The organism is Reyranella sp. (genome assembly GCF_004297265.1).
Taxonomy (GTDB): Bacteria; Pseudomonadota; Alphaproteobacteria; order Reyranellales; family Reyranellaceae; genus Reyranella.
The window spans coordinates 23260-47883 of sequence record NZ_SCUT01000054.1; the positions used below are offsets into that span (position 1 = coordinate 23260).

A 24624-nucleotide genomic window follows, 5' to 3' on the forward strand; every position below is an offset into this window, starting at 1 on the left:
CCCCCGTTGCCGCGTGCCTTGTCGCGGCCATCGAGAACCGATCATCCGGAAGGCTGACCTCGCGGCGTAGCTGCAGACCGCCGCATCGACCGGGTCGGGCGCGCCGAAGTCACCAGCACCAACGAGCAGACGATGACCGGGGCTGTCCGGGCGTCGGAGCCGCTTTCCTCTTCGATGCGGAACGCGACGGCAGGAACGCCCAGCAAGCCCCGATGGGCCGCTGAACGGAGACCGACATGGCAAGCATCATGACAGAAGGGCTGCTCTCGGCAGCGCCTGCCGCGGAACCATGGCTGCGCAACGAGCTTGAGGGCGACAGCCCGCTTGGCCTTCAGGCCGACGAGATGTTCGCGCGCCAGCTCGACACCCGGTTCGCGGGCGCGGTGCGCGGCCTGGTGACCGATCCGGCGACCGGTCTCGCGGGCAAGGACCCGGAGGAGGCGCTGGCCGGGATCACCGAGACCACCCGGCTTCTGGGCGCGCTGAAGGACCGCTATCTGGCACAGGCGATCGGGCCCCGCCAGAAGGCCCTGCTCGAACCGGTGATCGACCGGCGTCTCGACCGCGCCGGCGGCGACCTCGGGCGGATCGCGGAGCAGGCGACGTCGGTGCTGGACGACCGCATCGTGGCCGAGCGCCTCGCCGATCTGCGGCAGGACGCGGCGCTGTCCTGGCACGACCCGGCCCATCTGCGCACGCTGGGCGTCACCACAGTGGGCGAGCTGCGCTACCAGGGCGAACGCAAAGGCTGGGACGCGGGCCGGACCGATACGGCGGTGCGCACCGGCCTGAGCGATCTCTATGCCGGCGCGGTCGAAGCCGCGATCGGCCAGAATCCCGAGCACGCGGCGAAGCTCTACGACCACGCACGCGACGTGATCCAGCCGGAGCGGCGGGCGGTGGTCGAGCGCAGGATCGAACAAGCGCGCGCGGAGCGGCGCGTGACGGAGATCGTCGGCGGCCTGGCCGACACGCCGGACGATCCGATGCGGCGCCCCGACCTCGACGACTACCAGGCGCGCGCCGCCGAGGCGACGCCGCCGGACGCCTCGCCCGAGGTGCGGGCGCAGGTGACCCGGATGGCGCGAATCGAACAGGCGCGCGCCGACCGGGCCTGGCAGGCGGCGCGGGGACGTGCAGCCACGGATGCACTCGATTGGCTCGGTGCCAATCCCGCGGCGCCTCTGATGGCGATGCCGACGGCGCTGCGCGACGGGTTGAGCCCGGAGCAGATGCAGGCGCTCGACCGGACGGCCATGAATGGCGGCCGCGTCGTCACGGACCGCGGCCTCTACGACAGGCTCGACGACCAGGCGGTGCACGAGCCGGAAAGCTTTGTCGGCCTGGATCTCACGCAACACAGGCTGTCGCTCGGCGACGGTGATTACAACCGCCTGACCAAACTCCAGAAGACTCTGGCCGAAGGCAAATCCGATCCGCCCTTCGAGCGCCACCGTCTCGGCCGCCTGTTCCTGGGCGAGGGGTTGCGCGCTGCCAACGTCGATCCCGACGGCGAGGAGGCCCGGACCGCACGGCAGCAACTCGACACGCTCCTAGGCGCGTTCGAGCCTGTCGAGGGCAAGCCGCCGACGATGGCGGACATTCGCGGCCTTGTCGACGACGTGCTGCCGCGCGGCGAAGCCGATCCGAATACCGTCCGGACGTCGGGCGGCGAGCCAGTCGAAGCAAGCGGCAATACGGAAATTGCGCCGCTGCAAGAGCCAATCGACTCGCCCCGGCAGGTTGCGCCGCCAACGAAGCCGGTTCCGCGCAGTTCTGAATTTACGGTGAAGGGTGCATTCGATGCGGCGGAGCCCCGCATCGTCCACAACGACGACGGCAGCGCGGAGGTCACGGCCGGCAAGATCCCGACGCCGGGCGGCCCGGCCGACGCGACCATCCGCATTGACCGCGACCGGTCAGGCGCGTCGTCGGAGATGGTTCTGCCCAACGGACATCGGGTCGAGAGCCGGCGGACCAGTTCCGACGGCGGGACCTGGTCGCAGATCGACACGACCCGAGATCCGCAAGGCGCGGTCGTCGGCACGCAGACGACCACTTTCGACGGCACGCGCGTCACGCAGACATGGGAACCGGTCAATCGCCCGGCACAGACGGCGAACTGGGAAGCGGAGCCGCCGTCCGGGGACGTGCACCTGGCGAACGCCGGCATTGGCGCTCTTGGAGGTCTCGGCACCGCGGGATCGCTGGCTGCGGACTCGCTGACCGCTACCGCCAAGGCCATCGCGGGCGACATGCTGGCACTGGGAGCGAGAGCTCTCGGCCTGGCTGGTGCCGCAGTGACCGGAGCCGCGGCCGGAGTCGCGGCAGGCGCTGCGGTACTCCTCACACCGACGAACAGCCAGGGCACCACGGTCGACCTGGGCGATGGCGTGCGTCTGCGCCAACCGCCGGGAGATTCCAGCGGCGTCATCGAGAAGAGCGTCCTCGGCGGCAGCCTGTGGGACCGCACGCCCGTGGCAGTGCACATCCAGAATGGCGCCACCTCGGATCGCCCGCGGATACTGACGGTCGACGCCACGGCTCTCGAGAGGGCGATCGGGCCGGAGGCGGCCGACCGCGTGCTGGCAGAAGCTGCGACGCGCTTCGATGTCGTGCCGATCTATTCGAGCCGTCCACTGGTCAAAGAGGGGCGACGCGACGGCAACGGAAATCCCACCGCAGCTAGCCCGAACAGCTCGCCGCCCGAAGAGCCCGACTTCGGGGAATTCAGGCACATTGTTGAGTGGCTGGTCGAGAGGAAGTTCCGGGCCGACAAGGACAAATACAAGGCCGCCGACGGCACAGACACAGCTATCGGCGTCCGGCTCGATCCTCGCGTCGGCGAACCGGCGGCAGGGCGAGACTACCAGCCTAACCACCCGAACCATCGCAAGGGATTGGAAGGAGAGTTCGGTCTGGTCAACGAATTCGCGCGGCAATTCCCCGACCACACGATTGTCGACTTCGGCCGCAAGGCGGGCGAGCACGGGCCGGATGTGATCTCGGTCGACCCCAACGGCAAGATCACCGTCTTGGATTCCAAATGGCGCGGGGCTGATACGTCGATCAGTCCGAGCAGGCGGGCACATCAGACGGAAGGGTCACTCCAAAATACCCTGAGACGCATCGGACTCAGCATCGACGCGGCGATGAAGAGCGGACGCGTGTCGCCAGAGGCCGGCGCCACGGCGATGGAGAATTGTAGAAACGGGAACCTGACAATCGTCACGGTGGGTACTGGCAACGCACGCAACGGTGTGATTGAACGAATTGTCGGGGACGAGCGAGCGGTCGTCCATCCGAAACGGAGGCCGTGATGTCAAGGACACTCGATTTCGAAAAACATCGCCAGTTCTACTTAGACGTGTATTTGCCACGCATAATGAAGTTCGAACCGGAAAAGACTGGTCCATCCAATCGCTCGCACTACGTGGCGTGTAGCTTGAGTGAACTGATCCAGGCTTACTTGTTGGGCTTGCGCGATCGGGTGCTGCCGAACGCGCAGGCGCTCGTCGCCTGGATGGAAGTACAAGCCGCTCCCCCAGAGGGCAAGGATAGCCGCGAATCTTTCCGTGCTTACCAATGGTGGGAGACATTGGGGGTGTGCAAGTGGCTGATCGACGGCGATCCGGCGGTAGCCGAGTTCGGGCGCTCGAGCGAAGCCGTCTGGCGGCAGTGGGACAAGTTCGACCGCCTCCTGCCTAACGGGAGGAAGCTGCTGATGCGGGAAGTGCTCGAAGAAGCGTTGCCGCTCAACTTGGCGGCGCGACGCCATGACGTCGGCCTGAAGCTCTGTCAGGAGGCGGGACTCACCTCCAAGGCCTCGTCGGCGCCGGCCATCTCGCGGGCGGAACTGATGTACGGGCAATGGGCCTGTCGTCATCTCGCCGACGGTGGCAAGCCCGACGCGGCCTATGTCGCCAAGGGCGAGGAGATGCTGCGCAAGACGACGATAGAGCGCTTCATCCCGAACGGGTCCCGAATCCCGATGGCGATGTGGCTGAAGGCGATCTACCACGACAGCGGCGTCACGCGGACGCCGGAGGAGACGATGCTCAAGGCCTACGACACCATGACCGGCGTCGAAAAGCCCGCCTTCGCAAAGATCTGACGTCGGACGAGCAACTTCAGCAGCAGAGGCTGTGGCCGGCCAGCGAGGGTAGTGCTCTCCCGTACCGGGACGCCCGGCCGATCGATGGGGTGACGACAAGAACGCCTTTCAGGCCCGGTGAGTCGACGAGATGTTCGCGCGCCAGCTCGACACCCAGTTCGCGGGCGAGGTGCGCGGGCTGGTGACCGATCCGGCGACGGGTCCCGGGGGGCCGCGACCCCGAGGGCGCGCTGGCCGGGATCGCCGAGACCACCCGGCTTCTGGGCGCGCTGAAGGACCGCTATCTGGCGCAGGCGATCGGGCCCCGCCAGAAGGCCCTGCTCGAACCGGTGATCGATCGGCGTCTCGACCGCGCCAGCGACGATCTGGGGCGGATCGCGGAGCAGGCGACGTCGGTGCTGGACGACCGCATCGTGGCCGAGCGCCTCGCCGACTTGGCGCGTGACGCGGCGCTGTCCTGGCAAGACCCGGCCCATCTGCGCACGCTGGGCCGCACCGCGGTGGGCGAGCTGCGCTACCAGGGCGAGCGAAAAGGCTGGGACGCGAGCCTGACAGATACGGCGGTGCGCACCGGCCTGAGCGATCTCTGCCGGCGCGGTCGAGGCCGCGATTGGCCAGGATCCCGAGCGCGCGGCGAAGCTCTACGACCACGCGCGCGACGTGATCCAGCCGGAGCCGCGGGCGGTGGTCGAGCGCAGGATCGAACGGGCGCGCGAGGAGCGTCGCGTGACGGAGATCGTCGGTGGTCTGGCCGACACGTCGGACGATCCGACACGGCGGCCCGGCCTCGACGACTACCAGGCGCGGGCCGCCGAGGCGACGCCGCCGGACGCCTCGCCCGAGGTGCGGGCGCAGGTGACCCGGATGGCGCAGATCGAACGGGCGCGCGCCGACCGGGCCTGGCAGGCGGCGCGGGGACGTGCAGCCACGGATGCACTCGATTGGCTCGGAGAGGATCCCGCGGCGCCCCTGATGGCGATGTCGATGGAGCTGCGCGAGGGGTTGAGCCCGGAGCAGAGTGACGCGCTCGACCGGACGGCCATGAATGGCGGCCGCGTCGTCACCGATCGCGACTTCTACGACAGGCTCGACGACCAGGCGGTGCGCGACCCAGAAAGCTTTGTTGGCGTTGACCTCACGCAATACCGGCTGTCGCTCGGCAACAGCGACTACGACCGCCTGACCAAACTCCAAAAGACTTTCGCCTAAGGCAAATCCGATCCGGCCTTCGAGCGCCACTGTCTCGGCGGTCTGTTCCTAGAGGAAGGACTGCGCGCTGCCGACCTCGATCCCGACGGAGAAGAAGCCCGGGCCGCAGGGCAATAGCTCGACAGGCTTTTCGGCGCCTTCGAGTCCGTGGAAGGCAAGCCACCGACGATGGCGGACATTCGCGGCCTCGTCGGTGACGTGCTGCCACGCGCGGGCGGCGGTTCGACACCGGGTTCGCGGGCGAGGTCCGCGGGCTGGCGAACGACCCGGCGACTGGCGCGACGGCAAGAACGCGCTTCAGGCTGCGATGGGCCGTCGAACGGAGACGACGATGACAAGCATCCAGTCTTCCGCAACGTCGTGCTCAAGCCCATCGATCTCGACCCATAGACCGGGCTAATTTGGTATGTGTTCGCCATGTCTCCTTCCCAAACAACAGGGAGGAGTCTGACGGCGTCTTTTGAAATGTGTGAATCTTTGGGCGAGGTATCGTCGACCATGAACAACATTGCCTCCTTCGCCGCCGACTACAGCGAGGCGCGCGAGAAGTTCCTGGCCGCCGCGCGGCTCGCGGATGCGACGACCTTTCGCTACGACAATCCGACCAAGGGACCGAAGGGCGAGGCGCTGTCGACCGACGTGGCCTGGGTCGGGCCGGCCGACGCCTCGAAGGTCATGGTGACGATCTCGTCCACCCATGGGGTCGAGGGCTATTGCGGCTCGGGCTTCCAGGTCGACTGGCTGGCCGGCGTCGGCGCCGCGGGGCTGCCGAAGGGGACCGCGGCGCTGTTCGTGCACGCGATCAACCCCTACGGCTTCGCCTGGACGCGGCGGGTGACGGAGGAGGGCAACGACCTCAACCGCAACTATGTCGATCACTCCAAGCCCTATCCTGTGAACGAGGGCTATCTGGAGATCGCGGACGATCTCGTGCCCGCGGATTTCAGCGACGCGGGGCGGGCCGCGGCCGATGCCAGGTTGGCGGCCTATCGCCGGAAGGTTGGCGACATCGAGTTCTTCCGCGCCGTCTCGGGCGGGCAATACACTCATGCCGACGGCATGTTCTTCGGCGGCGGCGGGCCGTCCTGGTCGAATCGTACCCTGCACGCCATCGTCGACCGCTATTTGAAGGGCCGGGAGGACGTGGCGGTGGTCGATTTCCACACCGGGCTTGGCCCGTATGGTTATGGCGAGCCGATCACGCATTACGACATCGGCACCGGCGGGTCGCGCCGGGTGCGGAACTTCTGGGGCGAGTCGGTAACGGAATCGAAGAGGGGCCAGACAGCTTCCCAGGCGCGCGACGGGCTCGGCCACTACGGACTGAACCGCGTCCTGAAGGAGCCACAGACCCGGCTCACCATGTGCACCCTGGAATACGGGACGTTCGATCGCGAGAGCGGCCAGAAGGCCTTCCGCGCCGACCACTGGCTGCACAAATACGGCGATCCGCTGGGCAAGGAAGCCGAGCCGGTGCGCAAGGCGATGCGGCGCCAGTTCTACCCGGAGACCGACGACTGGAAGGAGGCCGTGCTGTTCCGCGGCCACCAGGTCGTGCGCCAGGCGATCGCCGGGCTGCAGCGCGGGCCCCTCTAGCTTTTGGGGACAACAAGCCCTCGAAAAGCCATACGTCCGCTCAGCGATCCTGCTACAAGCCTCCCCATGCGTGCACTCGTGGCGCTGCTGGCTTTCGCGGTCGTGGCGGCTCTCAATTTCCTGTGGTGGTGGGTTCCGAACCGGCCGGTCGACATAGCCGGCTGGAGTGCGGCACCTCTCCAGAGCGTCTCTTTCGCGCCCTACCGGCCGGGCCAGAGTCCGCTGACGCGGACCTTCCCGACCCCGGAGCAGATCGACGCCGACCTCAAGCGCCTCCAGGGCAAGGTCAAGGCAGTGCGCACCTATTCTTCGGGCGAGAACCTCGAGGCGGTGCCGCAGCGTGCGGGCAAGTACGGGCTCAAGGTCTGGCACGGCGCGTGGCTGAACAACAACGACAAGGAAAATCTCGAGCAGATCAACCTGCTGATCGACCATGCCAACAAATACAAGGACACGGTCGAGCGGGTGATCGTCGGCAACGAGGTGCTGCTGCGCAAGGATCTCACGGCCAACGAACTGCGCCGCTACATCCGGCAGGTGAAGCAGCGCGTCACCCAGCCGGTCACCTACGCCGACGTCTGGGAATTCTGGCTGCGCAACCCGTCGCTGGCCGACGAGGTCGACTTCATCACGATCCACATCCTTCCGTACTGGGAAGACGAACCGATCGGGCTGGATCGAACCGAGGCCGACGGCAAGCTCGCCATCGAGAAGCACCTCGTGGACATCTACAAGAAGGTCCAGGAGCGCTTTCCCGGCAAGAAGATCGTGATCGGCGAGACCGGCTGGCCGAGCGACGGCCGCATGCGCTCGGACGCGCGGCCGGGCCGGGTCGAACAGGTGAAGTATTTCTCGATTTTCCGCACCGCCGCGGAGCGGGAGGGCTTCGACTACAACGTCATCGAGGCGTTCGACCAGTATTGGAAGGCTCGCCAGGAGGGTACGGTCGGCGCCGCCTGGGGGCTGCTCGACGCCCAGCGTCATGACAAGTTCGAACTCGGCAAGCCGGTGAGGGCGGAGCCGCACTGGCAGATCCTGTTCACCATTTCGACGATTGCCGGGGCGCTGCTGCTGCTGGCCTATGCCACCCAGCGCAAGGCGGGTCACTGGAAGGGCATTTTCATCTTCGCGCTCTTCGCCCAGCTCGTGGCGACCTGCTACGTCCAGGCGACCTGGACCGACCTGACGCGCAACTTCTATTTCGAGCGCACCTTGGGCGTCGCCTTCTGGGCGATCCTGCTGGCCGCGTTCAGCTACGCGCTGCTGCGCGGCATCTCCGACAGCCTGACTGGCCAGATGGCCGATCCGTCGCTCTACAGTGCGCGGGTCCGTGAATCCTGGCGGGCATGGCGGGAGCTGCCGCGTTACCGGATCCTGCGGCGCGTCGACCTGCTGGCGCAGATGCTCTATCTGGCGCTTACGGTACTCTGCATCTTCTACCTGATCGTGATCAGCATCGACTGGTACGACGGGGTGATCCGCATCGGCGACTGGTTCCGGCAGATCGCCATCGACGGCCGCTATCGCGATTTCCCGATCTGGAGCTTCGTGATCCCGAGCATCGTGCTGATGCTGTGGAAGACCATCACCATCCTGCGGACCGAGCCGGTGGCGCGCGATCATCGCTTCGCACGCGCGCTCTCGTTCGGCCGCCTGCTGGGCTACGACGGCAGCCGCGGCTTCGTGCGCATGGACCGCCGGCTGAGCCGCTTCGCGCCGGTCCTGCCCGAGATCGTCCTGGTCTCGATGCTGGTCTTCTGGGCGATCGTGCTGGTCGTCACCGAAGGCGCCATCAAGTTGCACGATGGCGGCGCCGGCGGGTTCGTTTCCGCCGACGGCGGCCGCTGGGTCATCCGCACCTTGTTCTGGAACACCCAGGCCAACTGGTTTGCGTTCCTGGCGCTGCTGATGGCCGTTCCTTATGCCGCCACCATCTACCTCTCGGTGCGCGAGCCACTGGCAGAACTGCCGCCGGACTCCTATACAAACAAATGGTAGGCGCTGAGCCGGGAGTTACGAGATGGAAATCAAGGGTGAATACAGGATCGGTGCGTCGCGCGAGAAGGTCTTCGCGGCGCTGAACGACCAGGCGATTCTGCAGGCGTGCATTCCCGGCTGCGAATCGCTGGAGATGCTTTCTCCTACCGAGATGACGGCCAAGGTCCGGCTGCGCATCGGTCCGGTCAGTGCGGCCTTCGGTGGCAAGGTCACGCTCTCCGACATCGATCCGCCGAACGGCTACCGCATCACCGGCGAAGGGCAGGGCGGTGTCGCGGGATTCGCCAAGGGCGGTGCCGTGGTGACCCTCACGGAAGACGGCAGTGACACGATCCTGAAGTATGACGTGGACGCCCAGGTCGGCGGCAAGATTGCACAGGTCGGCGCGCGTCTGATCACGGGCACGGCGAAGAAGCTGGCCGATCAGTTCTTCGGCAAGTTCGCCGAGAGCGTCGGCGCGCCTCCGCCGGTCGCAGCCGCCTGATGACGATGCCTTCGGGCGATCCCTCGGGAGACCCGCCGCCGCCGGTGCCCTCTGCTGCAGCGCAGCGTGGATTTCGTCACTGGACCGTCATCGGCGTCGGCGCCGTCGTGCTGATCCTCGTATTTCTTGCGAGTCGCTAGCAGCTGGCGTTCGACGCCAGCAATTCCCTTGACCGCTACATGGGGGGCTTGTCAGAGTCCCGCCCAACGCCCGGCGGCCGTTTCTGGTTGCGGCCGCGCAAACCAATACGTGAGGGGAGATTGAGTATGACCATTTCCGTCGCCATGACCGTCAACGGCAAGTCCGTATCGGGCAAGGTCGAGGCGCGCACGCTGTTGGTTCAGTTCCTGCGTGAGCATCTCGGCATGACCGGCACCCATGTCGGCTGCGACACCAGCCAGTGCGGCGCCTGCGTGGTGCACGTCGACGGCAAGTCGGTGAAGTCCTGCACCATGCTCGCGGTCCAGGCCGAGGGCGCCAAGGTCACTACCATCGAGGGGCTCGCCGAGAGCGCTGAGAAGCTGCACCCGATGCAGGAAGCCTTCCGTGACAACCATGCCCTGCAGTGCGGCTTCTGCACGCCCGGCATGGTGATGAGCGCAATCGACATGGTGAAGCGCCACAACTACCAGCTCGACGAGGCGACGGTGCGCCGCGAGCTCGAGGGCAACCTCTGCCGCTGCACCGGCTACCACAACATCGTGAAGGCAATCCTGGCCGCAGCTCCGGCCATGAAGTCAGCAGGAGTGTAGCCCCATGACCTCCGCCACCGGAATCGGCGCCCGCGTCCTGCGTACGGAAGACAAGCGCTTCCTGACCGGAACCGGTCGCTATGTCGACGATCTGCCCCTCGCCCGGGCGACCTACGCGTACTTCCTGCGTTCGCCGCATGCCCATGCGAAGATCAAGAGCATCGACATTTCGGCGGCGGAAAAGCTTCCAGGCGTCGTCAACATCTTCACCGGCAAGGATCTTGTCGATGCAAAAGTGGGCGGCCTGATCTGTGGCTGGGTGGTGAAGGACAAGCATGGCGAGCCGCACAAGGCGCCGCCGCACCCGGTGATGGCGGTCGATACCGTCCGCTATGTCGGCGACACCGTCGCCATGGTCGTGGCCAACAGCCATGACGAGGCGAGGGATGCAGCCGAGGCGATCAAGGTCGAGTACGAGGTCCTGCCGGCCATCGTCGATCTCGCCAGGGCGCTCGACAAGGGTGCGCCGCAGGTCCACGCCGAGGCGCCGGGCAACCTGATCTACGACTGGGAGATCGGCGTGAAGGCCGATGTCGAGGCGGCATTCGCCAAGGCGGCGCACGTCACCAAAATGGACATCGTCAACAATCGCCTGATCCCCAATGCGATGGAGCCGCGCGCCGCCGCGGCCGAGTACGACAAGGGCACGGGCAACTACACGCTCTGGTCGACCTCGCAGAACCCGCATGTGCTGCGCCTGATCCTGTCGGCCTTCGTGTTGGGCATTCCCGAGCACAAGCTGCGCGTCATCGCCCCCGACGTGGGCGGTGGCTTCGGCAGCAAGATCTTCTGCTATGCGGACGAGACGATGGTCTGCTGGGCGGCCTCGCGGGTCGGCCGGCCGATCAAGTGGACGGCCGAGCGCAGCGAGTCGTTCCAGACCGATTGTCATGGCCGCGACCACGTCACCCATGCCGAGCTGGCGCTCGACAAGGAGGGCAAGTTCCTGGCTCTCAAGGTCGAGACGATCGCCAACATGGGCGCCTATCTGTCGACCTTCTCGACGGCGGTTCCGACCTATCTCTACGCCACCCTGCTGGCCGGCCAGTACACGACGCCGCTCATCTATGCCAACGTGAAGGCGGCAGTGACGCACACGGCGCCGGTCGATGCCTATCGCGGGGCGGGACGCCCCGAGGCGACGTTCGTCGTGGAGACCATCGTCAGCAAGGCGGCGGCCGAGCTGAAGATGGATCCGGCCGAGCTGCGCCGGAAGAACTTCATCCCGTCGACGGCCTTCCCGTACCAGACGCCGGTGGCGCTGCAGTACGATTCGGGCAACTACCCGCCGATCATCGACGAGGCGATGAAGATCGCCGACTATCCGGGCTTCGAGACTCGCCGGGCCGAGGCCAAGGCGCGTGGCAAGCTGCGCGGCATCGGCTTCTCGTCCTACATCGAGGCTTGCGGCCTCGCGCCCTCGCAGGTGATCGGCCAGCTGGGCGGCGGCGTCGGCCAGTGGGAGTCGGCGCAGATCAAGTTCAACCCGACGGGCAACGTGCAGGTCATCACCGGCTCGCACAGTCACGGCCAGGGACACGAGACGACCTTCGCGCAGCTCGTCCACGACCGGCTGGGCGTGCCGATGGACCAGATCGAGGTGGTTCACGGCGATACGTCGACGACCACCTTCGGCATGGGCACTTATGGCAGCCGTTCGCTGGCGGTCGGCGGCTCGGCCATCATGAAGGCGACGGACAAGATCATCGCCAAGGGCAAGAAGATCGCGGCCCATCTGATGGAAGCCGACGCGGCCGACGTCGTGTTCGAGAACGGCACCTTCAAGGTGGCGGGCACGGACAAGGCCGTGCCACTGGCGCAGGCCGTCTTCGCCGCCTACGTGCCGCACAATTATCCGCTGGCCGAGATCGAGCCGGGCATGGACGAGAACGCCTTCTACGATCCGGCGAACTTCGTCTATCCCTCGGGCACGCAGATCTGCGAGGTCGAGATCGATCCGGACACCGGCATCGTCGAGGTCGTCGCCCACACGGCGGTCGACGATTTCGGCAACATCATCAATCCGATGATCGTCGAGGGGCAGGTCCATGGCGGCATCGTCCAGGGGGTGGGCCAGGCGCTGTTCGAGGGCGCGGTCTACGACAAGGAGACGGGGCAGCTGCTGAGCGGCTCGTTCATGGACTACACCATGCCGCGCGCCGACAACTTCCCGTCGTTCAAGCTTGGCTACAAGGTCACCCCGTGCCCGCACAATCCGCTGGGCGTGAAGGGATGCGGCGAGGCGGGGGCCATCGCGGCGCCCGCGGCCGTGATGAATGCGGTTCACAACGCGCTGGCGCCGATCGGCGTCAAGCATGTCGAAATGCCCGCCACACCGCTCAACGTGTGGCAGTCGATCCAGGGCGCCCAGCACGCGGCGGCCGAGTAAACGGAGGAAGTCCAGATGTACGATTTTGCCTACCATCGCCCGAAGTCGGTCGCCGACGCGATTGCCCTGCTCAAGGGCAAGGAAGAGGCCCGTCCGATGTCGGGCGGCATGACGCTGATCCCGACCCTGAAGCAGCGCCTGGCCCGGCCGAGCGACGTCGTGGATCTCGGCGGCGTCAAGGAGCTCGCCGGCATCAAGGTCGAGGGCGACAGGGTCGTCATCGGCGGCATGACCAAGCACGGTGACGTTGCAACCTCGGCCGACGTGAAGAAGCTCATTCCGGCCCTGGCCGACCTGGCCGGCCACATCGGCGATCCGCAGGTCCGCAACCGCGGCACGATGGGTGGCTCGGTCGCCAACAACGATCCGGCGGCGGACTATCCCGCGGCCGTTGTGGCGCTGAACGCGACCGTGACGACGAACACCGGCAAGCATGCGGCCGACGACTTCTTCAAGGGCCTGTTCGAGACGGCGCTGGCGGACGGTGAGATCGTCACCTCGATCAGCTTCCCCAAGGCCGAGAAGGCCGCCTACATGAAGTTCCCGAACCCGGCCTCGCGTTACGCGATGGTCGGCGTGTTCGTCGCCAAGACCGCCGCCGGCGTGCGGGTCGCGGTGACCGGAGCCGGCCCGTGCGTCTTCCGGGTGAAGGCGATGGAGGAAGCGCTCTCCAAGAACTTCTCGTCGGACGCCATCAAGGACATCAAGGTGCCGGCCGATGGCCTGAACAGCGACATCCACGGCAGCGCCGAATATCGCGCCCATCTGGTCGGTGTGATGGCCCGCCGCGCGGTCGACAAGGCCAACAAGTAGCCGCCGGCCAAAGCAGGGACTAACGTCGGGGCGCCCCAACGGGGCGCCCTTTCGTTTGTCTGGAAGAGAGTACGACATGAAGGCTTTGGTGACGGGTTTCGATCCGTTCGGCGGCGACAAGGTCAATCCCTCGTCCCTGGCGGTGAGCCGGCTGAAGAAGAAGATCGGGAAGGTGACCGTGGTGACGGCGGTCCTGCCGACCTCCTACGCCAAGTCGGCCAGGGTGCTGCGCGAGGCGATCGACAAGGTCAGGCCCGACATCGTGTTGTGCGTCGGCCAGGCCGGCGGTCGCACCGAGCTCTGCCTCGAGCGGGTCGGCATCAATGTCCAGGATGCGCGCATTCCCGACAACGACCGCAAGCAGCCGATCGACGTCCCGGTGCGGACCGACGGCCCCGCGGCCTATTTCGCGACCCTGCCGATCAAGGCCTGCGTCGCGGCAATGCGGAAGGCGGGCCTGCCGGCCGCCGTCTCCAATACGGCAGGCACCTTCGTCTGCAACCACATCCTCTATTCGCTGATGGACATCATCGAAAGCCACCCGGCGAGGATGCGCGGCGGCTTCCTTCACATCCCCTATGTGCCGGAGCAGGCGGCGCGGCTGGGCGGTGCACCGTCGATGGCCGTCGACGACATCGCCCGCGGCATCGAGATCATCATCGCGACCAGCGCGGCGCGGACGACGGACATCCACACGGCCGAGGGCCGGATCTCCTGACGTTCGACCTCATCGGGGCGCGAAACTCCAGTTACGCTCTTATTGCCGCTACCGACAAAGTCTGAGCGCCACAGGAGTGGCGCGCTCCATTGTTCGAGGCCTCGCTACTCCGCCGCGATGGCGAGCGGCGGCGGGATGTGGCGGGTCGGCGCGGTCTCCGTCGCGGCGGCCGGCCTCTTGACCCGGAACCAGGCGGCGTAGAGTGCCGGCAGGAAGAGCAGGGTGAGGGCGGTGGCGACCAGCAGGCCGCCCATGAGCGCCACGGCCATTGGGCCCCAGAAGACGCTGCGCGACAGCGGGATCATGGCGAAGATCGCGGTGCCGGCGGTCAGCAGGATGGGGCGGGCACGGCGCACCGTGGCGTCGATCACCGCGTCCCATTTGGTGTGGCCCGCCGCGATGTCCTGGTCGATCTGGTCCACCAGGATCACCGAGTTGCGCATGATCATGCCGGCGAGCGCGATCACGCCCAGCAGCGAGACGAAGCCGAAGGGCTGGTTGAACAGCAGCAGGAACAGCGACACGCCAATCAGGCCGAGCGGTGCGGTGAGCAACACCAGCGCCAGCTTCGAGAAGCTCTGCAGCTGCAGCATCAGGAAAAGGATCATCAGGAAGGCCATCAGCGGCATCATCTTGAAGATCGAGGCCTGGCTCTTGGCCGATTCCTCCTGGTCGCCGCCGACCTCGATGCGGTAGCCGGGTGGCAGGCTGGCGCGGACCGGCGCCAGAGCCTTGTCGATGCGGGCGGCCACGTCGGGGCCCTGGACGCCGTCGGCCACACCGGCGCGAACGGTCATCAGCAGGTCCTTGTTGCGGCGCCACAGGATCGGCTCCTCGAGCTCGAACTTCAGCGTGGCGAGCTGTGCCAGCGAGACGACGCCGCCCGTGGAGGTACGCAGGTTGATCGCCTCCAGGCCCTCGACGCTCAGCCGTTCCGGCGCGACGGCGCGGGCGACTACGTCGATCGACTCGGTGCGGTCGCGATACTGGGTGACGGTGATGCCGGTCAGCAGGGTCTGCAGCGAGTTGCCAAGCGCCTGCGAATCGACACCCAGCGCGCGGGCTTTCGCCTGGTCGACCTCGAGGCGTACTGTCTTGGCCAGCTCGTTCCAGTCGAAGTTGATGTCGCGGGTCGCGGGATCGGCTTTGAAGACCTGCCGGACCTGTTCCGCAACCTTTCGCACCTGCTGCGGATCGTCCCCCAGCACGCGGAACATGACAGGGTAGCTGACGGGCGGGCCGTTCTGCAGGCGCTGCACGCGGGCGCGCACGGCCTCGAAATCCTTCTTGAAGAGGCTGTCGAGTTCGGCGACGACGCGCTCGCGCGCCACCAGATCCTTGGTCATGACGATGACCTGGCCGAAATTGGCGTTGGACAATTCAGGCACCGTCGGCAGGTAGAAGCGCGGGCTGCCGGCGCCGACATAGGCGGTGTAGGAGGCGACGTCGGAACTGTTGCCGAGCCAGGTTTCCAGCTTGCGGACCTCGGCGTCGGTCGCGGCCCACGAGGCGCCCTGTGCCAGCTTGAGGTCGACGATCAGTTCAGGCCGGTTGGCGGTCGGGAAGAACTGCTTGGACACGAAGCCGAACGCCGCGAGCGAGCCCACGAAGGCCAGCGCCGTGATGACGATCGTGGTCTTGCGCCAGGTAACGCACCACACGACGATCTTGCGGAAGAGCGTGTAGAGGCGCCCGTTATAGGGATCGTGGTGCTGCACCTTGGGCGTCGGCAGCAGATGGTAGCCCATCCAGGGCGTGAACAGCACGGCCACGAACCACGATATGATCAGCGACAGGCCCACCACCCAGAAGATCGAGTTGGTGTATTCGCCGGCGCCGGAGCGCGCGAAGCCCACCGGCACAAAGCCGACGGCCGTCACGAGCGTGCCGGTCAGCATGGGGAAGGCGGTGGAAGTGTAGGCATAGGTCGCGGCTTCCATCCGGCTGGCGCCCTGTTCGAGCTTCACCATCATCATCTCGACGGCGATGATGGCGTCGTCGACCAGCAGGCCGAGCGCGATGATCAGCGCGCCGAGCGAGATGCGCTGGAAATCGATGCCCAGCAGCAGCATGCCGACGAAGGTTATGGCCAGCACCAGCGGCACCGACAGCGCCACGATCACGCCGGTGCGGATGCCCAGGCTGATGAAGGACACCACCAGCACGATCGCCAGAGCCTCGAGCAGCGAGGAGCTGAATTCCTCGAACGATTTGCTCACGACCTCGGGCTGATTGGCGATGCGATGCACCGTGATGCCGACCGGCAGGCCGGCTTCCACCTCTTCCATGGTCTTGTCTAGGGCAGCGCCCAATTTCTGGACGTTGCCGCCGGGCGCCATGACGACGCCGAGGCCGATCACCGCCTTGCCGTTGTAGCGCATGGCGAGCTGGCGCGGATCCTGGTAGCCGCGCTTGATCTCCGCGACGTCGCCTAGGGTCAGGGTCTGGCCATTGGCGGTGAAGGGCAATGCCAGGAGTTGCTCTGCCGAGGTCGGCGCGCCGTCGACGCGGACGGCGACCCGCTCGCCCTTGGTTTCGACCGTGCCGGCCGCCACGATCGCATTCTGCCGGCGCACGACCTCGAGGATCTGCTCGACCGGAACGCCCAGCAGGGCGAGTCTCGTGTGGCTGAACTCGATGTAGATCTTCTCGTCCTGCAGACCGAACAGGTCGGCCTTGGTGACGTCGGGCACGCGCAGCAGGCGCTGGCGCACCGCCTTGGCGATCTCCTTGACCTCGGCGGGCGAGAAGCCGTCGGACTCGAAGGCCCAGATCAGGCTGTAGGTGTCGCCGTACTCGTCGTTGAAGAAGGGGCCAACCACGCCCTGCGGCAGCGAGCTCCGGATGTCGCCGACCTTCTTGCGCACCTGGTACCAGAGGTCCGCGACCTTCGAGGGCGGGGTGTCGTCCCGCAGCGAGACGTAGATCACCGTCTCACCGGGCTTGGTGTAACTCTGGACGTTGTAGAAGAAGGGCAGCTCCTGCAGCTTGGTCTCGATCTTCTCCGTGACCTGCTGCTCTACTTCGCGCGATGTGGCGCCGGGCCAGGCCGCCGACACGACCATCTGCTTGATGGTGAAGGGCGGATCCTCGGCGCGGCCCAGATTGAAGAAGGCGTAGAATCCGGCCAGGGTCAGCGCGATCATGAAGAACACGGTGAGCGTGCTGTACTTGAGCGCCAGCGCCGAGAGATTGGTGCGTGTCGTCATGGATCGTCTCCCCTGGAGCGAAGTCGGGGCGGTAGCCGCTAGCGGGCCGCCTGCTGCTGCGACTGGAGCGGCTTCACCTTCTGGCCGGTCTCGAGCTTGTGCACGCCCGCGGTGGCGATCAGCTCGCCCTCCTTGACGCCCGACAGGATCGCGGCGGTGTCGTCACGCCAGCGCGCGATCGTGACGGCGCGCAGTTCGACCGTGCCGCTGTCGCGGTCGACCACCCAGACGGCGGGTTGGGTGCCGCGCTGGAAGATGGCGGAGAGGGGCACTTCGGCGACGGGCGTGCGATCGGGCCGTTCGAAGCCCAGCGTCGCGGTCATGCCGAGCCCGATGAACTGCGGAGGCTCCAGCACGCTGAAGCGCGCGGCGTAGGTGCGGGTCACGGGATCGGCGCTGGGCGAGAGTTCGCGCAGCTTGGCGGCATGACGCCGGCCCGGATCGGACCAGAGTTCGAAGCTCGCGCCCTGCGCCTCGCGCACGGCCTTCAGCCGGTGCTCGGGGACGCCGACCAGGATTTCCAGCTCGTCCGTTCGGGCGAGGCGGATCACGCCCTGGCCCTGCGCCATGACCTGTCCCACCTCGGCCTGGACGGCGGTGACGACACCAGCCGCGTCGGCGCGCAGCACCGTATAGGCGAGGTTGTTCTCCGCCGAGGAAAGCTGGCTCTTGGCCTGGTCGACGCGAGCGAGCGCGGTCGAGGCCAGCGACTGCCGCTGGTCGAGCGTCTGCGGCACGAAGGCCATGCTGCCGCGCAGGTTCAGGTAACGCTCGTGATCGGCCTTGGCGCGCACATGGTCGGCCTCTGCCGATGCGAGCGCAGCGCGCGCATTGTCCACGGCGAGCTGGTAGTCGCTTGGATCGAGCGCGGCGATGACATCTCCCGGCTTCACGACCGCACCGACATCGACCGACCGCTGGGTGATCTTTCCAGAGACACGGAAACCCAGCGTGCTTTCGATGCGGGGTACGACCGTGCCGGCCAGCAGCAGCGTCTGGCCTTGCGTCCTGTAGGAAATCTCCGCGACCCGGGCAGGCCGGGTGACCGGCTCTGCGCTGGCCAGTGGGGTATTGTGCTTCGAGGTGAAAGAGTAGGCGGCGAATGCCCCGCCCGCGAGCGCCAAGCCAACGGTGCCCAGCACCACCAGCTTCTTTGCAGAGGGACGCGGCAGGCGAACGTTCGGGAGACGCATGGCGGGGCTTCCTTCGGACGTCTACAATGGGCTGAAGAATCTAAACGCCGTTAACTTACCATTGATAAGTTATCTGTGTTAATATAATAGTCAAGGGTAGGAGAACCCGATTGAACGCTTTTTCGACAGCGGCGACGGGCGGCCGGAAGAAACGCGGCGAGGGGCATACCCGCCGCGAGGAGATCCTCCAGGCCGCCAAGGAACTGTTCCTGGAGCAGGGTTACGAGGCCACGACGATCCGACGGATCGCCGACCGGGTCGGCGTGTCCGCGCCCGCGCTCTATCTCTACTTCCCGGACAAGGAGCAGATGATGCTCGCGCTCTGCGATCAGACCTTCGGGTACCTGATCGAGAGCATCCGTGAGATCGAGAGCACCGTCAGCGATCCGCGCGAGCGCATCCGGCGCTTCGGCGAGGCCTATCTGAAGTTCGGCTTGGCCCATCCCGACGAGTACAAGCTCGTGTTCCTGGGCTCCAACATCCCCGAATCGGTGCGCAAGCTCGGGCACAGGATGCCCACGGACGATCCGACGCGGCCGGGCATCGGCGGCGCGATCGTGTTCCAGCGTCTCGTCTCGATCATCGCCGAGGCCGAAGCGTCGGGCCTCGCACTCAACTACCCGGCCGACACCTGCGCGGAACTCTGCTGGATGGCCATGCACGGCGTCGCCTCGGCCCTGATCCTGAAGCCCGAGTTCCCGTGGTCCAATCGCGATCTGCTGGGCACGGGCATGCTCGACATCGTGATGAAGGGCATCATCCGGGGCGGCTGACGATCAGGCCGCGGGACGCACGGCCTTCGGTGCCGACGCCCGCGCGTGCAGTAGTCGCGTGAGCCCCCAGGTGGCTGCGGCCCCGACCACCAGCACCGCGATCCCGATCAACGGCCGGTACCACAGCCAACCGAACGCGATCACGATCGGCGCGATCGCCACGGTGCAGACCAGCGCGACGAGGAACGTGCCGGCTCCGATCACGTCGCCCAGCAGCGGAATGACGCTGCCGGCCACGGCCAGCGGACGGAGCACGAAGTTGAAGCCGATCAGCATGAAGACCACGCAGATCAGGCGCAGCACCCAGGTCATGGTGACGTTCTCCTCCTCGGCGTGCTGGAACATCACCTTGGCCGGCACGGCGCCGGCCGCGATCAGCTCGACGGTCGTGCCGGTATGGGTGGGGAAGGGCGCGAAGCCCGAACCGGACTGGGCGGCGACCACACTGGCCGTCTGCAAAGGCACCTCGCCGAACGAGATGCGCATGTCGCCGATCGCCGGCTGGGACGAGTCACGGCCGACATAGAGAACGCCGTCGTTCACGGCGACAGGCTTGTTCACGCGGATCTGAAGGGCATTCGCCTGCACCTCCGTCGCGGCGACCCTCCTGGCCTCGCCGAAGCCGCGCAGCAGAGAATCTGGAACGGCGAAGGCGCCGAGCCGCGTGCCGGCAGCCACCATGTCGCGGGACTGATAGACGATCACCGGGTTGGTGTGGCCGCGCGGCTCCTTGAAGCGATCCGAGTCGATTGGCTTGTCCGACCAGGCGCGGACATACTTGTAGGTCGTGGTGCGTTCCTCGCCTCCACCGAACTTCGTGCGTGTCTCGCTGTGGGTCTCTTCCTTCCATTGATAGACCTCGACATGGCGCACCAGCCGCACGCCATTCACCCGGATCGCGAAGTCGGGATCGGTCACGGGGCCGGCCGTCGAGAGCATTCCGGTCACGTGGATCAGCCGGCCGTCGTTCGACCGATCCACCGAATCCGCGGGAACGCTGCGCACGATGCCGGCGCCCTCGGCGAGCCCCTGCGCCGTATGGATCGCACGGCCCTCGTTCCAGAACAGCACGCCGATCGACACCACGACGAAGACGAAGCCGATGAGGACGCCGACGACCGCCTGCCCGAGGCGGGTGAACCACGAGGTATTGGTGACCTCCGTCACCTGATCGACGCCGCGCTCTTCCATTGAACCTGCCCTCGGAAATCGCGAATAGAAAACAAAGTCCGTCGCCTCGACCGCAGCCGAGCATAGCGAGGCGAACTGGAGAGGCCTTCTATCCACCACAAGCCGGCAAATCGAGGAGGCGAGGTCTCTCCGCTCCGCACCTTCGGTGCTCCGGTCGAGACGACGGAATATTCCGTCAAGCTTTACCGCCTCGGCCAGACTCTCGGGAAGAGGTCGCAGGTCATCGGGGCGCCGGCCGCGAGGTCGGGTGTGTGGGGGAACTGGAAGGTTCCGGGCCGCGGGTCGTAGCGGGCATCGTCGCCGGTATAGCGCAGCGACAGGCCGCGGCGGCGGGCACCCGGCGTGTCGTTGCCCGGCGCGCCGTGCACGATCATGGCGTGGAAGACCAGGCAGTCGCCGGGCTCCATCGTCCAGGAGCGGATGTCGTACTTGCCGCGATCCGAGTCGATGTCGGGGATCTGGACCAGGTCGCTCGACGTGAACTTCGCCTCGTGGCCCTTGCGGAAGGGCGTCGGCCGGTAGTTGATCCCCCAGCGATGCGAACCGGCGATGAATTCGACGGCCCCGTTGCTCGAGTCGATATCGTCGAGGGCGATCCAGACCGAGGTGATCTGCCGGCCGGTCACGGGCCAGTAGGGCAGGTCCTGGTGCCACGGCGTCGGATGAGCCGTGCCGGGCTCCTTCACGAAGAGCTGGTCGTAGAAGAAATCGACGCCTTCCGAGCGCATCAGGGCGGCGGCGATCTCACCGGCCGGCGAGGTGAGGGCGGCGAGGCGGAAATCGTTGTCCCTCCGCCACATGAACATGTCGCCGAAGAATTTGCCCGCCGTGCTGCCTTCCGCGAAGTTGGTTGCATGCGGTCCCGGCTGGAGGAGGTCGCGCTCGACCGCCTCGCACAGGATTCCGACCCACACGGCGTCGAAGGCGCCGCGCAGGCAGACGACGCCGTCGCGTTCGTACGCGGCGACGTCCACTTCGGTGACGGGAATCAAGCGTTCTGCAGAACGTGGACGGCGCGGTTGGCGAGCAAATCCTTGTTCTTGGCCGCATAGGCCTTCATGTGCTCCGATGCGCCATGGGCCTTCAGATCGTCCATGCTCTCCCACTTCTCGACCACGACGAACGTGTCGGGACCGAACTTCGCGAACGGACCGCCGTCGATGTCGACGGTCGCGCCGTACTCGACGCAGCCCTTCTCGGCGTGCACGGCCGGGACGTTGTCCTTGAAGTTCTTCAGGACTTCGTCGCGCAAGCCGGGCTTGGCGGTGATGATGGCGATGACGTGGATCACTTGTCTCTCTCCCTGAAATTCAGCCTTACGCGGCGTGGCCATGTCGTAGCAGACGACCGGGCAGCTTGTCGTTGGCAGTGACGGTATCTTTGTTGTCCCGGCGAATGAGCTTGCCATTGACAATGACGGCCTCGATGCCGCTCGCCTCCGACACGAGACGGTCGGCGCCGGCCGGCATATCGTAGACGCGCTTCAACGGGCCGGGGTTCACGGTCTTTGGATCGAAGACGACGACGTCGGCCGGTCGGCCCTCCGCGAGCACGCCGCGATCGGTGATGCCGAACATTTCGGCCGGGCGCTGGGTGAGATTGTGCACCGCCTCCTCGAGCGTGAAGACCTTGCGGTCGCGCACCCAGTGGCCGAGCAGGTGGGTCGAGTAGCAGGCGTCGCAGAGCTGGCTGGCATGGGCGCCGGCATCGGACAGAGCGATGATCGTGTTCGGATCGGTGATCAGCTCGGCCACTTCCTTCTCGTCGAAGTTCATGACGGCCATGCGGAAGCGGGTCAGCAGGTCGTCGGCCAGCGAGATGTCGAGGGCGAGGTCGACCGGATCCTTCCCGAGCTTCGCGGCCGCGAGAGTGAGCGGCTGCTCCTCGAGTTCGCGATGCGACGGCGACCAGGCGATGACCACGCGGTCCCACCAGTTGCGGAACAGCGGCGTGACCTCGCTGCGGAGCTTCTCGCGCCACGCCGGATCGGCGTAGGCGCGGCGGCGGGCGCCGGGTTCCCGGGCGTCGGCTTTGGCGAGCTCGTTCATGAACGGCATCACGTCGAAGATGAAGGGTTCGGCGAAGGTGACCTCGAAGTTCAGCGGCCGGCAGCTCACCTGCGGAATGACGAGGGCGCCGGACTTGCGCTGCTCGGCGGCGAGGTCGAGCTGCTTGCGATGGCCGCCCGGGCCGTAGAGGTGGGAGAGCAGGGCGGTCCAGGTGACGGGAATGTTGTACTTGCGGCTGACCTCGGCCATGTGGCGGGTCGAGAAATCGCGGCCGATGGTGATCTGCATCAGGCCACGCTTCAGCTCGCCCATGACCGAGACCAGCGAATCCATTTCCTCGGGCGTCGCCTGGCGGCTGGGAACCGGCTTGCCGCCGTAGCCGCTGTGGCTGACCGAGACCGAGGTGCCGAAGCCGATCGCGCCGGCGTCCATCGCCTCGCGCACCAGTACCTTCATTTTCCCGATCTCATCGGCCGTCGCGGCGCGCTCGGTCGATTCCTCGCCCATCACGTAGAGGCGCAGCGGCGTGTGTCCGAACAGGGCAGCCACGTTGATCGCCGAGCCGCGCTTCTCCAGCGTGTCGAGATACTGCGGGAAGGTCTCGAACGGCCACGCCGTGCCGAGGCCCGCTTCCAGCGCCTCGAGGCTCATGCCTTCGACCTTTTCCAGGGTCTGCATGATCATCTTGCGGTGGATTTCCCGGGTCGGCGCTACGCCGAAGCCGCAATTGCCGATCACGGTCGTGGTGACGCCATGCCATGGCGAGATGGTGAGCATGCGATCCCACAGGATCTGGGCGTCGTAATGCGTGTGCACGTCGACGAAGCCCGGCGAGACGACCTTGCCGGTGGCGTCGATCGCCTGCGTGGCGGGACCGTCGGCGTTGCCGATTGCGACGACCTTGCCGTCCTTGATGCCGATATCGCCGACGAAGCCCGGCTTGCCGGTGCCGTCGACGATGGTGCCGCCGGTAATCTTGAGGTCGAACGTCATGGCCACTCCGGGGTAAACGCTTGTTCATATTGGCGCGGGTCAACCGCAGGGGCAATGCCGCGCTTGCATGGCTAAGGCGCGCTGCTACGTTCCGCGCGGTTCGGGAGGATTTTCAATGGCCAAGCACAAGATCGCACTTATTCCGGGTGACGGAATCGGTAAGGAAGTTCTGCCGGAAGGCGTGAAGGTCCTGGAAGCCGCGGCGCGGCGTTTCAACTTCGAGCTCGAGTTCACCGATTTCGACTGGTCGTGCGATCGTCTGGTCAAGACCGGCAAGATGATGCCCGATGATGGCATGGAGCAGCTCAAGGCATTCGAGAGCATCTTCCTCGGGGCCGTCGGCTGGCCGGGCGTTCCCGATCACGTCTCCCTGTGGGGCCTGCTGATCCCGATCCGCCGCGACTTCGACGAGTATGTGAACCTGCGTCCCGTGCGCCTGTTCGAGGGCGTGCCGTCACCGCTCGCCAACCGCAAGCCGGGCGAGATCGACTTCTGGGTGGTGCGCGAGAATACCGAGGGCGAGTACAGCTCGATCGGCGGCCGCATGTTCCAGGGCACCGACGACGAGATGGCCATTCAGCAGTCCATCTTCACCCGCAAGGGCGTCGACCGCATCCTCAAGTTCGCCTTCGACTTCGCCAGCACGACGAAGAAGAAGCACGTGACCTCGGCCACCAAGTCCAATGGCATCATCCATACGATGCCGTTCTGGGACGAGCGCTTCGTCGAGATGTGCAAGAAGTATCCGAGCATCAAGGCGGACCAGTATCACATCGACATCCTGACGGCGCATTTCGTGCGCAACCCGGATTGGTTCGACGTGGTCGTCGGCTCCAACCTGTTCGGCGACATCCTCTCGGATCTCGGCCCGGCGCTGACCGGCTCGATCGGCGTTGCGCCGTCGGGCAACATCAACCCGGAGCGCAAGTACCCGTCGATGTTCGAGCCGGTGCACGGTTCGGCGCCTGACATTGCGGGCAAAGGCATCGCCAACCCGATCGGCCAGATATGGTCCGGCGCCATGATGGTCCGCCACCTCGGTTATCCGGAGGCTGCCGAGGCGATCGAGCGGGCCATCGCGGCCTCGCTGGTCGAGGGCGGTCCGCGGACCAAGGATCTTGGCGGCAACGGCGACACCAAGACCGTCGGTGCGGCCATCGCGGAACTGGTGAAGACGGCGTAG

The 24624-nt window shown here is 66.4% G+C and carries 19 protein-coding genes; 13 read left to right on the forward strand and 6 right to left on the reverse strand.

The window, feature by feature from the left end:
* Positions 1-236 precede the first annotated feature (236 nt).
* From EPO41_RS24000 to pcp, 11 genes are all read left to right on the forward strand, one after another.
* Entirely contained in the window at positions 237-3320 is a 3084-nt protein-coding gene (locus EPO41_RS24000; RefSeq protein WP_296330882.1) for a hypothetical protein, read from the forward strand.
* A complete protein-coding gene (locus EPO41_RS24005; RefSeq protein WP_296330885.1) occupies positions 3320-4114 on the forward strand; it encodes a hypothetical protein in 795 nt (264 codons plus the stop codon). Before EPO41_RS24000 ends, EPO41_RS24005 begins: the two co-directional genes overlap by 1 nt.
* Positions 4115-4774: 660 nt before the next feature.
* Positions 4775-5323, forward strand: coding sequence for a hypothetical protein (locus EPO41_RS24010; protein WP_296330887.1), 549 nt, complete (start codon positions 4775-4777; stop codon positions 5321-5323).
* 498 nt (positions 5324-5821) lie between these two features.
* On the forward strand, positions 5822-6919 hold the full coding sequence (locus EPO41_RS24015) for a M14 family metallopeptidase (protein WP_296330890.1): 1098 nt from the start codon (positions 5822-5824) through the stop codon (positions 6917-6919).
* A 66-nt stretch (positions 6920-6985) separates the two neighbouring features.
* Positions 6986-8917, forward strand: coding sequence for a hypothetical protein (locus EPO41_RS24020; RefSeq protein ID WP_296330893.1), 1932 nt, complete (start codon positions 6986-6988; stop codon positions 8915-8917).
* A 22-nt stretch (positions 8918-8939) separates the two neighbouring features.
* A complete protein-coding gene (locus tag EPO41_RS24025) occupies positions 8940-9401 on the forward strand; it encodes a carbon monoxide dehydrogenase subunit G (RefSeq protein WP_230548651.1) in 462 nt (153 codons plus the stop codon).
* Positions 9401-9541 (forward strand): hypothetical protein, encoded by a 141-nt coding sequence (locus EPO41_RS24030; protein ID WP_296330900.1) that lies wholly within the window; start codon positions 9401-9403, stop codon positions 9539-9541. The genes EPO41_RS24025 and EPO41_RS24030 overlap by 1 nt, the downstream gene beginning before the upstream one ends.
* A 126-nt stretch (positions 9542-9667) precedes the next feature.
* Positions 9668-10153, forward strand: a complete 486-nt coding sequence (locus tag EPO41_RS24035; protein ID WP_295136776.1) for a (2Fe-2S)-binding protein — start codon at positions 9668-9670, stop codon at positions 10151-10153.
* Between the two features lie 4 nt (positions 10154-10157).
* Positions 10158-12542: a xanthine dehydrogenase family protein molybdopterin-binding subunit gene (locus EPO41_RS24040; RefSeq protein WP_296330902.1), complete on the forward strand. Its 2385-nt coding sequence runs from the start codon at positions 10158-10160 to the stop codon at positions 12540-12542.
* Positions 12543-12557: 15 nt separating this feature from the next.
* Positions 12558-13355 (forward strand): xanthine dehydrogenase family protein subunit M, encoded by a 798-nt coding sequence (locus EPO41_RS24045; RefSeq protein ID WP_296330904.1) that lies wholly within the window; start codon positions 12558-12560, stop codon positions 13353-13355.
* A gap of 76 nt (positions 13356-13431) precedes the next feature.
* Positions 13432-14073, forward strand: a complete 642-nt coding sequence (gene pcp / locus EPO41_RS24050; RefSeq protein WP_296330907.1) for a pyroglutamyl-peptidase I — start codon at positions 13432-13434, stop codon at positions 14071-14073.
* Between the two features lie 104 nt (positions 14074-14177).
* Here the strand turns inward: pcp and EPO41_RS24055 are convergent, their stop codons facing one another.
* Together EPO41_RS24055 and EPO41_RS24060 are read right to left on the reverse strand one after the other, a co-directional pair.
* Entirely contained in the window at positions 14178-17282 is a 3105-nt protein-coding gene (locus EPO41_RS24055; protein WP_296330910.1) for an efflux RND transporter permease subunit, read from the reverse strand.
* A gap of 38 nt (positions 17283-17320) precedes the next feature.
* Positions 17321-18475 (reverse strand): efflux RND transporter periplasmic adaptor subunit, encoded by a 1155-nt coding sequence (locus tag EPO41_RS24060; RefSeq protein ID WP_296330913.1) that lies wholly within the window; start codon positions 18473-18475, stop codon positions 17321-17323.
* Between the two features lie 110 nt (positions 18476-18585).
* On the opposite strand from EPO41_RS24060, the gene EPO41_RS24065 reads away from it, so the two are divergent.
* Entirely contained in the window at positions 18586-19248 is a 663-nt protein-coding gene (locus EPO41_RS24065) for a TetR/AcrR family transcriptional regulator (protein ID WP_296330915.1), read from the forward strand.
* A 3-nt stretch (positions 19249-19251) separates the two neighbouring features.
* Here EPO41_RS24065 and EPO41_RS24070 read toward each other — a convergent pair whose 3' ends face one another.
* The 4 genes from EPO41_RS24070 to EPO41_RS24085 all read right to left on the reverse strand — a co-directional run bounded on the left by EPO41_RS24070 (position 19252) and on the right by EPO41_RS24085 (position 23441).
* Positions 19252-20439: a TMEM43 family protein gene (locus EPO41_RS24070; protein WP_296330918.1), complete on the reverse strand. Its 1188-nt coding sequence runs from the start codon at positions 20437-20439 to the stop codon at positions 19252-19254.
* A 182-nt stretch (positions 20440-20621) separates the two neighbouring features.
* Complete coding sequence (locus EPO41_RS24075) at positions 20622-21413, reverse strand: phytanoyl-CoA dioxygenase family protein (protein WP_296330921.1); 792 nt, start codon at positions 21411-21413, stop codon at positions 20622-20624.
* Positions 21414-21427: 14 nt separating this feature from the next.
* Complete coding sequence (locus EPO41_RS24080) at positions 21428-21730, reverse strand: putative quinol monooxygenase (protein WP_296330925.1); 303 nt, start codon at positions 21728-21730, stop codon at positions 21428-21430.
* A gap of 25 nt (positions 21731-21755) precedes the next feature.
* Positions 21756-23441: an amidohydrolase family protein gene (locus tag EPO41_RS24085; protein WP_296330928.1), complete on the reverse strand. Its 1686-nt coding sequence runs from the start codon at positions 23439-23441 to the stop codon at positions 21756-21758.
* A gap of 115 nt (positions 23442-23556) precedes the next feature.
* Between EPO41_RS24085 and EPO41_RS24090 the strand changes: the two genes are divergently transcribed.
* Entirely contained in the window at positions 23557-24624 is a 1068-nt protein-coding gene (locus EPO41_RS24090) for a tartrate dehydrogenase (protein ID WP_296330931.1), read from the forward strand.

Coding starts and splice junctions, on each gene's coding strand:
- EPO41_RS24000 (WP_296330882.1), top strand. CDS start 237: ATGGCAAGCATCATGACAGAAGGGCTGCTCTCGGCAGCGCCTGCCGCG.
- EPO41_RS24005 (WP_296330885.1), top strand. CDS start 3,320: ATGTCAAGGACACTCGATTTCGAAAAACATCGCCAGTTCTACTTAGAC.
- EPO41_RS24015 (WP_296330890.1), top strand. CDS start 5,822: ATGAACAACATTGCCTCCTTCGCCGCCGACTACAGCGAGGCGCGCGAG.
- EPO41_RS24020 (WP_296330893.1), top strand. CDS start 6,986: ATGCGTGCACTCGTGGCGCTGCTGGCTTTCGCGGTCGTGGCGGCTCTC.
- EPO41_RS24025 (WP_230548651.1), top strand. CDS start 8,940: ATGGAAATCAAGGGTGAATACAGGATCGGTGCGTCGCGCGAGAAGGTC.
- EPO41_RS24030 (WP_296330900.1), top strand. CDS start 9,401: ATGACGATGCCTTCGGGCGATCCCTCGGGAGACCCGCCGCCGCCGGTG.
- EPO41_RS24035 (WP_295136776.1), top strand. CDS start 9,668: ATGACCATTTCCGTCGCCATGACCGTCAACGGCAAGTCCGTATCGGGC.
- EPO41_RS24040 (WP_296330902.1), top strand. CDS start 10,158: ATGACCTCCGCCACCGGAATCGGCGCCCGCGTCCTGCGTACGGAAGAC.
- EPO41_RS24045 (WP_296330904.1), top strand. CDS start 12,558: ATGTACGATTTTGCCTACCATCGCCCGAAGTCGGTCGCCGACGCGATT.
- pcp (WP_296330907.1), top strand. CDS start 13,432: ATGAAGGCTTTGGTGACGGGTTTCGATCCGTTCGGCGGCGACAAGGTC.
- EPO41_RS24055 (WP_296330910.1), bottom strand. CDS start 17,282: ATGACGACACGCACCAATCTCTCGGCGCTGGCGCTCAAGTACAGCACG.
- EPO41_RS24060 (WP_296330913.1), bottom strand. CDS start 18,475: ATGCGTCTCCCGAACGTTCGCCTGCCGCGTCCCTCTGCAAAGAAGCTG.
- EPO41_RS24070 (WP_296330918.1), bottom strand. CDS start 20,439: ATGGAAGAGCGCGGCGTCGATCAGGTGACGGAGGTCACCAATACCTCG.
- EPO41_RS24085 (WP_296330928.1), bottom strand. CDS start 23,441: ATGACGTTCGACCTCAAGATTACCGGCGGCACCATCGTCGACGGCACC.
- EPO41_RS24090 (WP_296330931.1), top strand. CDS start 23,557: ATGGCCAAGCACAAGATCGCACTTATTCCGGGTGACGGAATCGGTAAG.